Origin of the sequence: Tabrizicola sp. (genome assembly GCF_036781545.1) — a bacterium.
Taxonomy (GTDB): Bacteria; Pseudomonadota; Alphaproteobacteria; order Rhodobacterales; family Rhodobacteraceae; genus Tabrizicola.
The window spans coordinates 1-9,546 of record NZ_DAIQAT010000132.1; the positions used below are offsets into that span (position 1 = coordinate 1).

Annotated in this window: 12 protein-coding genes; 4 read left to right on the top strand and 8 right to left on the bottom strand. The window is 63.8% G+C overall.

All coding sequences use genetic code 11. From position 1 onward, the window contains the following. Both V7Q39_RS16055 and V7Q39_RS16060 read right to left on the bottom strand, forming a co-directional pair. A partial coding sequence (locus tag V7Q39_RS16055) for an alpha/beta fold hydrolase (protein ID WP_333817622.1) occupies positions 1–719 on the bottom strand: 719 nt, incomplete at its 3' end. A gap of 127 nt (positions 720–846) precedes the next feature. Next, positions 847–1,644, bottom strand: coding sequence for an alpha/beta hydrolase (locus tag V7Q39_RS16060; RefSeq protein ID WP_333817623.1), 798 nt, complete (start codon positions 1,642–1,644; stop codon positions 847–849). A gap of 162 nt (positions 1,645–1,806) precedes the next feature. Here V7Q39_RS16060 and thrS point away from each other — a divergent pair, with 162 nt between their 5' ends. Beyond that, positions 1,807–3,750, top strand: coding sequence for a threonine--tRNA ligase (thrS, locus tag V7Q39_RS16065; protein WP_333817624.1), 1,944 nt, complete (start codon positions 1,807–1,809; stop codon positions 3,748–3,750). A 204-nt stretch (positions 3,751–3,954) separates the two neighbouring features. After that, a complete protein-coding gene (locus V7Q39_RS16070) occupies positions 3,955–4,161 on the top strand; it encodes a cold-shock protein (protein WP_103256685.1) in 207 nt (68 codons plus the stop codon). Between the two features lies 1 nt (position 4,162). Here V7Q39_RS16070 and V7Q39_RS16075 read toward each other — a convergent pair whose 3' ends face one another. Then, on the bottom strand, positions 4,163–4,489 hold the full coding sequence (locus V7Q39_RS16075) for an arsenate reductase family protein (protein ID WP_333817625.1): 327 nt from the start codon (positions 4,487–4,489) through the stop codon (positions 4,163–4,165). Between the two features lie 118 nt (positions 4,490–4,607). Continuing rightward, on the bottom strand, positions 4,608–5,000 hold the full coding sequence (locus tag V7Q39_RS16080) for a DUF2177 family protein (protein WP_333817626.1): 393 nt from the start codon (positions 4,998–5,000) through the stop codon (positions 4,608–4,610). 133 nt (positions 5,001–5,133) lie between these two features. Between V7Q39_RS16080 and V7Q39_RS16085 the strand changes: the two genes are divergently transcribed. After that, positions 5,134–6,141 carry a peptidoglycan-binding domain-containing protein gene (locus V7Q39_RS16085; protein ID WP_333817627.1) on the top strand — a complete coding sequence of 336 codons (1,008 nt, stop codon included), beginning with the start codon at positions 5,134–5,136 and terminating at the stop codon, positions 6,139–6,141. Between the two features lie 91 nt (positions 6,142–6,232). Here the strand turns inward: V7Q39_RS16085 and V7Q39_RS16090 are convergent, their stop codons facing one another. Then, the gene (locus V7Q39_RS16090) at positions 6,233–6,616 is read right to left on the bottom strand and encodes a type II toxin-antitoxin system death-on-curing family toxin (RefSeq protein ID WP_333817628.1); all 384 of its coding nucleotides are present in this window, start codon (positions 6,614–6,616) and stop codon (positions 6,233–6,235) included. After that, positions 6,613–6,861, bottom strand: a complete 249-nt coding sequence (locus V7Q39_RS16095; protein ID WP_333817629.1) for a hypothetical protein — start codon at positions 6,859–6,861, stop codon at positions 6,613–6,615. Before V7Q39_RS16095 ends, V7Q39_RS16090 begins: the two co-directional genes overlap by 4 nt. A 143-nt stretch (positions 6,862–7,004) precedes the next feature. On the opposite strand from V7Q39_RS16095, the gene V7Q39_RS20630 reads away from it, so the two are divergent. Beyond that, a complete protein-coding gene (locus tag V7Q39_RS20630; RefSeq protein ID WP_443082533.1) occupies positions 7,005–7,538 on the top strand; it encodes an REP-associated tyrosine transposase in 534 nt (177 codons plus the stop codon). A gap of 43 nt (positions 7,539–7,581) precedes the next feature. Here the strand turns inward: V7Q39_RS20630 and V7Q39_RS16100 are convergent, their stop codons facing one another. Beyond that, positions 7,582–8,451 carry a hypothetical protein gene (locus V7Q39_RS16100; RefSeq protein ID WP_333817630.1) on the bottom strand — a complete coding sequence of 290 codons (870 nt, stop codon included), beginning with the start codon at positions 8,449–8,451 and terminating at the stop codon, positions 7,582–7,584. A gap of 104 nt (positions 8,452–8,555) precedes the next feature. Next, positions 8,556–9,461 carry an FAD-dependent thymidylate synthase gene (thyX, locus tag V7Q39_RS16105; protein ID WP_333817631.1) on the bottom strand — a complete coding sequence of 302 codons (906 nt, stop codon included), beginning with the start codon at positions 9,459–9,461 and terminating at the stop codon, positions 8,556–8,558. Positions 9,462–9,546: the final 85 nt, after the last annotated feature.

Genomic DNA, 9,546 nt, shown 5'->3' on the forward strand with positions numbered 1-9,546 from the left:
GCAAGGAAGGTCTTCAGCACCTTCGTCACCGCCTCGGGCTGTTCCAGCTGCGGCAGGTGGCCGGCCTCGGCGATGATCTCCAGGCAGCCCTGCGGCATCATCGCGGCCAGGAATTCGGCGCGGCGGCGGGGGACCAGCGTGTCGCTTTCTCCCGCGATGACCATGGTCGGCACATGGACCTTGCGCAGGGTCTTCTGCTGGTCCGGGCGGCGTTGCAGCACCCGAAGATGGCGCCGGAACTGCGCGGGCCCAAGGTTTTCCGCCATGTCCATCACCAGCGCCATGACCTCATCGCGCCAGGGCGCATCATGCAGCGCGGTGATCGGCAGCATCTGCGCCATGCAGGCCTGCAGATGACCGGTCTTTGCAGCGACGAGCAGGGCCTCCTGTTCGGCGGCCAGTTGCGGGGTTTCGGGCAGGGGGTCGGTCGCGATCAGCGCGACGCGGGTCACGGCCTCGGGGCGCTTGCGCAGGATCTCAATGGCGATATTGCCGCCCAGGCCATGTGCCACCAAGGCGAAGCGGGGCGGCAATTGCGGGGCGACTTCGGCGGCGATCTTTTCCAGCGTGTTGCCCAGGCCGGGGCTCAGCAGGATCACCGGACGGTCGGCGCCGAGCCTTGCCAGTTGCGGCATGAAGCTGCGCGCATCGGCCATGAAGCCGGGGATCAGGACGAGCGGTTCATTCGCGGCGGGTTCGGTAAGAAGAAGTACGTTCACGACACGGGCCCCGTGCGCAGGATTTCTGCAAGCGGCGGTCTTTCTGTTCCCTGAAGACTAGCCCACAAGCTCATGCGCTCAAAGCCGATTTTCCGCAGTCGTCAGCCGGATCGGCGGAAAGGCCACATCAGCGGATGTTCGATACCTGCAAGCCGGGGTGATCCTCGACCGGCAGCGCCTCACGCGCGCGGGTGACGTCTTCGATGGCGTCGGTGATCATCGCCAGGCAGGGCGGCGTGGAAAAGCGGTGGTCGGCATCCTTGACCAGGGTCAGCCGCAGGTCGGGGCTGCTGATCTGATGGAAGAGGGAAATCGCCACGGTCGGCGGCACGTCGGTATCGGCGCTGCCCTGCAACAGGCGGACGGGCATGTGCAAGGGCAGCGGGCCGTTCATCACCAGGTTCTGCCGTCCGTCCTCGATCAGGCGCAGCGTGATCGGGTAGGGGTCGTCGGAATAGTCGGAGGGGCGCATGAACACGCCCTCCTCCAGAAGCGTGGTGCGTTCCGCAAGGGTGAACTCGGCCTCCCACATGCGTTCGGTGAAGTCGGGGGCGGCGGCGATGCCGATGATCCCGGCGATGCGGGGACCAAGCTCGCGGGCGAGGAGAAGGGCGATCCAGCCGCCCATCGAGGAGCCGACCAGGATCTGCGGGCCTTCGGTCAACACGTCGATGACGGCGGCGGCATCCTCGCGCCAGTCGGTGATCGCGCCATCGACGAAGGACCCATGCGACTGCCCGTGCCCCGAATAGTCGAAGCGCAGGAAGGCGCGGCCCGTCGCTTCGGCCCAGGATTGCAGGGCGAGCGCCTTGGAGCCCGACATGTCGGAGCGGAAGCCGCCCAGAAAGACCACGCCCGGGCCTTTGCCGGGTGTCTGGTGATAGGCGATGTGGCGGCCCTGCGGGGTGGTGAGAAAGGTTGTCATGGGGGGAAGATAGCAACGGCGACGGCACTGCGGCAGGGTGGTCGCAGCCCGCGGGCGGAACCCCGCGCATGGCTTGACTTCGGTCGGGCGCGGGGGCAGAAACCGCCTGACATAACCCGCAACCGGGCGTTTCGTAGGCGCCAAACTGACGAGGAGCCGGCCATGAGCCAGATTTCCCTGACATTTCCCGACGGCAACAAGCGCAGCTATGACGCGGGGGTGACGCCTGCCGAAGTGGCGGCCTCCATCGCGCCGTCGCTGGCCAAGGCGGCGATCTCGGCGCAGGTGAACGGCAAGCACTGGGATTTGCAGTGGCCGATCCCGGGCGATGCGACGATTTCCCTCAACACGATGAAGGACGAGGCCCCGGCGCTGGAACTGATCCGGCACGATCTGGCGCATATCATGGCCCGCGCGGTGCAGGAGATCTGGCCGGAGGTGAAGGTCACGATCGGCCCGGTGCGCGACCAGGGCTGGTTCTACGACTTCGACCGCGAAGAGCCGTTCACGCCGGAGGATTTGGGCCAGATCGAAGCGAAGATGAAGCAGATCATCAACGCGCGCGAGCCGGTTCGCACCGAGTTGTGGGACCGCGCGCGGGCGGTGGAATATTACCGGGGACGGCAGGAGCCGTTCAAGCTGGAGCTTCTGGACCGCATCCCCGAGGGTGAAGACATCCGGATGTACTGGCACGGGGGCTGGCAGGACCTGTGCCGGGGGCCGCATCTGCAGCACACGGGGCAGGTGCCGGCGGACGCCTTCAAGCTGACGCATGTCGCCGGGGCCTACTGGCTGGGCGATGCCTCCCGCCCGATGCTGCAGCGAATCTACGGCGTGGCCTTCCGCAACCGCGACGACCTGAAGGCGCATCTGACGATGCTGGAGGAGGCCGCGAAGCGCGACCACCGCAAGCTTGGCCGCGAGATGGAGCTGTTCCACCTGCAGGAGGAAGCGCCGGGGATGGTGTTCTGGCACCCGAACGGCTGGACGATCTACCGCACGCTGGAAGACTACATGCGCGGGCGCCTGCGGACGGCGGGCTACAAGGAGATCAGGACGCCCCAGGTGGTGGACCGGGTGTTGTGGGAGAAGTCGGGCCACTGGGAGGCCTATCGCGAGAACATGTTCATCGTCGAGGTTGACGAGGAAGGCGCGAAGGAAAAGCGGATCAACGCGCTGAAGCCGATGAACTGCCCCTGCCACGTGCAGGTGTTCAACCAGGGGCTCAAATCCTACCGCGACCTGCCGCTCCGGCTGGCGGAGTTCGGATCCTGCCACCGGTATGAATCGTCCGGCTCGATGCACGGGCTGATGCGGGTGCGCGGCTTCACGCAGGACGACGCGCATATCTTCTGCACGGAAGACCAGATCCAGTCGGAATGCGCGGCGTTCATCGCGCTGTTGTCCAGTGTCTACAAGGACCTGGGTTTCGAGAAGTTCGACATCAAGCTGTCGACGCGGCCCGAGGTGCGGATCGGCAGCGATGAGACATGGGACAAGGTGGAAGGTGCGCTGGAAGGCGCGATCAAGAGCCTCGACCTGCCCTATGAGATCAACCCGGGCGACGGGGCCTTCTACGGGCCGAAGCTGGATTTCAAGCTGACCGACGCCATCGGTCGCGAATGGCAATGCGGCACCTTCCAGGTGGACCCGAACCTGCCCGAGCGGCTGGGCGCGGAATATGTCGGCGAGGACGGCGCGAAGCACCGGCCCTACATGCTGCACCGCGCGATCCTGGGCTCGTTCGAGCGCTTCATCGGCATCCTGATCGAGAACTATGCCGGGAAGCTGCCGTTCTGGCTGGCGCCGCGGCAGGTGGTGGTGGCCTCGATCGTCTCGGACGCCGACCCCTTCGTGCAGGAGGTGGTGGCCGCGCTGAAGAAGGCGGGGGTCCGGGCCGAGGCGGATGTGCGGAACGAGAAGATCAACTACAAGGTCCGCGAGCATTCGGTCGGCAAGGTGCCGGTGATCCTGGCCGTGGGGATGCAGGAGGTTGAGGGCCGCACGGTTTCCGTCCGTCGCCTGGGTGAGACGCGGACCGAGGTCATCGGCCTTGACGAGGCGGTCGCGCGCTTCGGCTTCGAGGCGCTGCCGCCCGCCGGTTGAGACTTGCGGCTGCCCGGAAAACAAGCGTTCCGGTTGCCCTGCTCGGCGGTCGTTCGCCTTGCGGCTTGATTTTCAGCGAATCCTTGGCATCATCGCCGAAGTGACGACAGAATTCCTGACCGGCTCTCTGAACGAAGCCCTGGAAGACCTGGTGGCACGGCTCGGGGCAATGGCGCCCCGGGGGGTTCTGAGAGGAGAAGCGGAATGCCGACAGGCACCGTGAAATGGTTCAACGCGACCAAGGGCTATGGCTTCATCGCGCCGGATGATGGCGGCAAGGACGTGTTCGTCCATATCTCGGCGGTGGAGCGGGCGGGGCTGAAGGGGCTCAGCGACAACCAGAAGATCGGCTACGAACTGCAGTCCGGTCGCGACGGCAAGCAGTCGGCGGGCGACCTGCGCCTGCTTTGATCTAGGTGGTCAGCGCGGCTTCGGTCGCGCTGTCCCACCCGAGATACCAGCGATCCCCGTCCTGGATGACCGGCCGTTTCATCACGGTCGGCTGCGCCATGATCTGCGCCTCGGGGTCGGAGGCTTTCAGAAAATCGTTGAAGGAGCGGTAGGTTGTGGACTGCTGGTTCACCGCCTTCGAGCCGAATTCCTGGACGATGCGGTCGACCTCGGCTTGTGCCAGGGGCGTGGCCCGGATGTCGCGGAAGGTGACGTCCTTGCCGGCCCGCTCCAGCGCCTTGAGGGCCTTCTTGCAGGTGTCGCAGGTGGGGATGCCGTAGAGGATCATGGCGTCGGGTCCTTGAGGTGTCCACGTGTGGACAGATTTTCAGGGTGAATGATTTCAACGGCTTGGCCTTGGGCGTTTACCGGTTGGTAACACATGTTTCCGAGGGCCGCAAAGCCCTCTAGCCGTGGAAGGCCCTGGTGATCGCCACCCCGGCCCAGGCCGAAAGCGCGGTCAGGAGCCCGCCCCAGACGACATCGGTCACGACCATCGTCCAGTGCCAGTCGCGCATGATGCTCCACGAGGTGAACTCATAGGTGCCATAGGCCATCAGGCCGATGATCAGCGCCGGGAGGAGGATCGGCGCCCCGGTCCGGAGCGCCGGAAGGGAGACCAGCCAGACCAGCCCCGCGACGTAGGCGAGATAGAAAAGCGCGGCGGGGGCATAGCGGATCGGCTCGGCCATCAGCGGGCCGATGTGGCGGGTGAAGAGCGGCTTCATCACGAAGGTCAGCATGATCGCGTCGAGGATCAGGAAGACGGCGGCGGTGGCTGCGTAGAGGGTGAGGGTCATCTGGGGGTCTCCTTCGGCGGAAAGGTAGTCGGCGGAAACCGGCTGACCAGTGTCCGTATGCAACCATCTCCAGAATCGGGGTGTTATCCCGGGCCAAGGCGGCCATATGCCGTGCCTGACGAAAGGAAAACCGATGCGCACCCTGACCCTGCCAGTGATGCTGGCAACCAGCCTTGCCCTGACCGCCCCCGCCCCTGCGCAAGACCTGGGCGACGTGATCGGCGGCATCGCGGACAGCCTGCTGCAGCAGGAGATGGACAAACAGGCCTATATCGCCGCGCAGAATGCGAACACCGCGGCGGCCTATCAGAACTATCTGAAGAAATACCCCAAGGGGGCCTACCGGGTGAACGCCGAGCGGGCCCTGGCCCGGCTGGGCGCTCCGGTCGAGGGCACGGCCGAGGCGGCGGCTCTGGCCGAGGCGAGACTTGGCATCACGACCGCGCAGAAGGTGGCCGTGCAGCGAGAGCTCACGCGGCTCGGCTATCCGACGGGCGGCAGCGACGGGGTCTGGGGGCGCAACACCCGGACGGCGATCGCGAGCTGGCAGCGGGACCGGAAAGAGACGGCGACGGGCTATGTGACCGAGGCCCAGCTGAAGCTGCTGGCGAAAAGCGTGGTGGTCACGCCGCCGGTGGATGACACGCCTTCGGGCACCCTGACGGCGGCGGAGATCGAGGCGGCGCTGAAGCTGACGCGGACCCAGCGGACGACGATCCAGAAGCAGCTGACGGTGCTGGGCTATGATGCCGGGGTGGCCGACGGGCTTTGGGGGTCGAAGACCCGGATCGCGATCAAGGGCTGGCAGAAGGCCAACAAGAAGACCCAGACGGGCTATGTGACCGCGGCCCAGGTGAAGCTGATCGGGTCACAGGCGGGCAGCGCGACCCCGGCCCCGAGCCCCGCGCCGACCAATGCGGCGGCGCTGGAAGAGAGCCTGCTGGAGCTGACGCTGGCCGAGAGGGTGGACCTGCAGCGGCGGCTGACGCGACTGGGCTATGACCCGGCCCGGACCGACGGAACCTTCGGGGCGGGCACCCGCCGGGCGATTGGCGAGTGGCAGGCCGACGAGGGCGAGCCGGTGACGGGCTACCTGACCGCCGACCAGGTGCGGCTGATCCGGGTCGAGACCGGCGGCTGACCTGCCCGCGCGCGGGCAGATTTGCGGGCCGTTGGAAATCAAGGGCTTGGCTGTGGACGTTAGGGATTTGGTAACGGACGGGGCCGGGGGATCACCCGGCCCTTGCCTTGTCGCGCAGCCAGTCGGCGAAGTCGCCGTCCGCCATCAGTCCTTGAGCGCAACGGATGATGATCTGGCCGATTTCTTCTGTATCCCAAGGCACTGTGATGCCGTGAAGCTCCAGGCAGACGTGCATCGTCCGGTAGGCCGTGCGCCTGTTGCCGTCGTTGAAGCAGTGGCCGCGCGCGATGGCCATGGCATAGGCGGCGGCCAGATCAAAGACATCCGGGACCATGCCATAGGCAAGGCGGTTTTCGACACGGGCGAGGGTGGCCGCCAGCGATCTGTCCCGCGCCCGACCGGGGAGTTCGCCGGGGTTCAGGATCGCATCGTGGATCGCCTCGACCAATTCGGGCGAGAGGAGGCGGAAGCTCATTTGTCCTTGAGGTAGTCCAGAACCGGCTGGGCACGGGCATGGGTGCGCTCCATCGCCTCCATCACCTCTTCCCGAGTCGCGTAGCGATGCTCGGCTTTGTCCACCGCCTCTTCCGGGACGAGATAGGCGACCACGGTAGAGTTCTTGAGGATCGCCACCGGCTTGCCACCCGAACGTTCGAGGACTTTGTGGGGTTCGCGAAGCTCGGTCATCGTGGCGATGTGGGGGGTGAGGAGGCGGGTCATGGGGTGGGTCCTGTGATGTGTAATAGAATGTATATTTTAATGGGGGTTTTGGCAAGGGAGCGGCGAAGGGTGTGCGGTGCATGCTACGGGCTTGCGTGGGTTGGGGTAACGGGGCGTTAACCGTGGTGGGGCAGGGTGCGGGCATGTCGCGATACATCCGCCCCAAGGTGCCCGGAGCTTGCGTGTTCTTCACGGTTAATCTGGTCGACCGGGGAGCGGACACGCTTGTGCGGCATGTGGATATGTTGCGGCAGGCGGTGGCGGTGACGCGGGCGAAGCGGCCGTTCGGGATTGATGCGTGGGTGGTCTTGCCGGACCACATGCATTGCGTGTGGACCTTGCCGGTGGGGGATGCGGATTTTTCGGGTCGGATGAGCGAGATCAAAGGCCGCTTCACAAGGGAGTTGTGTAGGTCGGAGCCTGCTCCGACTCGTTTGAAGCGCAATTCATACGGTGCGCGGGGTGGACGGGACAGAGTCGGGGCAGGCCCCGACCTACGAAGTGAATCCCCCATCTGGCAGAAGCGGTTCTGGGAGCATCACATCCGGGACGAAGCGGATTTCGCGAACCATGTCCGGTATTGCTGGATCAATCCGGTGAAGCACGGGTTGGTCAGGCATCCGCGGGAGTGGCCGTATTCGTCATGGCACCGCGATGCGGGTGGGGCGGTGTGGTAGGGCGGGGTTTGGGGTGCCATCGTGAGTCGGGGCAGGCCCCGACCTACGGGTGCCGGGTGAAGTCCACCTTAACAGCATTGCAAACCTGTTCGGAAGTCGAAAGAACTTCTTCGCAGAACTCTTGAAATTCAACCGTATGAAATTTTAATCGATCTCCGGTTGATCCGTTGTAATCGGTGACCTTTAGAAATTCGGAATCGACAACACCGCCAGTATGGACAATCAAGTTTCGTACCTTGCCTAGAAAGTAGAGCCTCTTGCTCGACAAAGCGCAATGGAGCATTTTGGCTTCTGGATAAAGAGGCAGGTAAATGCGCTCAATCGACTTTGCGTTGCTTAGGTCGCGGGAGGAGAAGATGATATCGCCTAGGCAGTTGGATAAATCGAAGCCTCGTTCAGCGATCCGCTCAATGTCAATTGATCGAATTTCTTTGCGGAAGTCTTGATCCTTTTCTAATCTCCTATAGAGATCAGGACGCGCGTTCAAAATTGCTCGCAGCAAGTCTCGATTGAAAGTTTCAAAAGCAGTCCACAAGAGCACTATCGACTGTCGCGTAAGGTTGTCTACCCGAGTCTGGAACCCATCACGATCTAGAACAGCTAGAAGCCGTGACACAGTCCTTTCAATGTAGGTGTCTGCCTCCTTTGCTAAGCTAGCTGCTTTCTCCGAGGCTATTCGCAGCGCTTCAGAGTGCATTTCGTCGTCAAGTTCAAACTTAATTTGCCCCTCTCCGGCGGCCTTTGCAAGCTGGCGTATCCGTTCTGCAGCTAGAGTGCTGCGAAAGAAAGACTCTTGCTCAAACTCCAAACAAAGATCAAACGCAATCGTTGCCATGGAAAGGCAAGAGAGTACGTTTTCATACAGGGTCGAATAGATAGTATCAACAAACGGGGCTAGGACACTGGTGTCCATTCGGGGTCTAACTTCAAATGGCCTTATTAGACGCTGCTGAATCACTCCAAGATACGCAAGGCTCAACTCCCTTGCCTTGCTCTTGGCTAACTCGGCTTCCTCACTCACCCCCAAACCCCCTCAAACTCCCTCCACTCACCCTTGCTCATCCCCGAAGCCTCCTGCGTCACCACTTCCCCGGCCAGACGCCGTTTCAACACCGCGATCGCCTTGGCCGACAGCGTGACCCCGCCCATCCGGTAGTCCTCGAAGGCTCCGAACGCCAAGGGCACCCAGTCCTTCACGCAAGCCGCAATCGCCTCGGCGTAGACCCTGATCTCATATTGGGCGTGGGGGTCGGCGCGGAGGCGCAGGAAGTGTAAGAGGTTGTGCAGGTCGACCTTCCAGTACCATTGCGTGTAGATGTTCATCGGCAGGTTCATCCGGGCCAACTCGCGGGCGAGGCCCTGCTGGCCGTCCTGGGAGAGCATCGCCTCGTAATGGTCGTACATCTGCGCGGCGTCGGATTTGAGCATGTCGAGCACGCGGGCGGATTCCTCGCCGGTCAGGACCTCGCCGCGGCCCTGGTTGTTGACGGTGGACTGGGCGGCCAGCTGGGCGGGGTCGGGGATGTAGAACTCGCGGTCGAGGATCGAGTAGCGGGCGGAGTATTCGTTGACGTTGGCGGTGCGGTGGCGGATCCACTGGCGGGCGACGAAGACCGGCAGCTTGACGTGGAGCTTGACCTCGCACATCTCGAAGGGGGTGGAGTGCCAATGCCGCATCAGGTAGCGGATCAGGCCCTCGTCGTTGCTGACATGCTTCGTCCCGGCGCCGTAGCTGACACGGGCGGCCTGGACGATGGCGCTGTCGTCGCCCATGTAGTCGACGACGCGGATGAAGCCGTGGTCAAGGACGGGATGGGCGCGATAGAGATGGGCCTCCATCCCTTCGGAGACGGCGCGGAGGGTGGGGCGGGGAGTGGCCCGTGCAGCCTGGATCTCGGCCTGTTGTTCGGGGGTCAGCGGCATGGTCGGGGCCTCGTCTGTTGAGTCGGGATCGACTATAGCTTGCGGTTGATCTGCGTGATACCGCTAGATGAACGAATGGAGGATG

Coding starts and splice junctions, on each gene's coding strand:
- V7Q39_RS16060 (WP_333817623.1), bottom strand. CDS start 1,644: ATGACAACCTTTCTCACCACCCCGCAGGGCCGCCACATCGCCTATCAC.
- thrS (WP_333817624.1), top strand. CDS start 1,807: ATGAGCCAGATTTCCCTGACATTTCCCGACGGCAACAAGCGCAGCTAT.
- V7Q39_RS16070 (WP_103256685.1), top strand. CDS start 3,955: ATGCCGACAGGCACCGTGAAATGGTTCAACGCGACCAAGGGCTATGGC.
- V7Q39_RS16075 (WP_333817625.1), bottom strand. CDS start 4,489: ATGATCCTCTACGGCATCCCCACCTGCGACACCTGCAAGAAGGCCCTC.
- V7Q39_RS16080 (WP_333817626.1), bottom strand. CDS start 5,000: ATGACCCTCACCCTCTACGCAGCCACCGCCGCCGTCTTCCTGATCCTC.
- V7Q39_RS16085 (WP_333817627.1), top strand. CDS start 5,134: ATGCGCACCCTGACCCTGCCAGTGATGCTGGCAACCAGCCTTGCCCTG.
- V7Q39_RS16090 (WP_333817628.1), bottom strand. CDS start 6,616: ATGAGCTTCCGCCTCCTCTCGCCCGAATTGGTCGAGGCGATCCACGAT.
- V7Q39_RS16095 (WP_333817629.1), bottom strand. CDS start 6,861: ATGACCCGCCTCCTCACCCCCCACATCGCCACGATGACCGAGCTTCGC.
- V7Q39_RS20630 (WP_443082533.1), top strand. CDS start 7,005: ATGTCGCGATACATCCGCCCCAAGGTGCCCGGAGCTTGCGTGTTCTTC.
- V7Q39_RS16100 (WP_333817630.1), bottom strand. CDS start 8,451: ATGGACACCAGTGTCCTAGCCCCGTTTGTTGATACTATCTATTCGACC.
- thyX (WP_333817631.1), bottom strand. CDS start 9,461: ATGCCGCTGACCCCCGAACAACAGGCCGAGATCCAGGCTGCACGGGCC.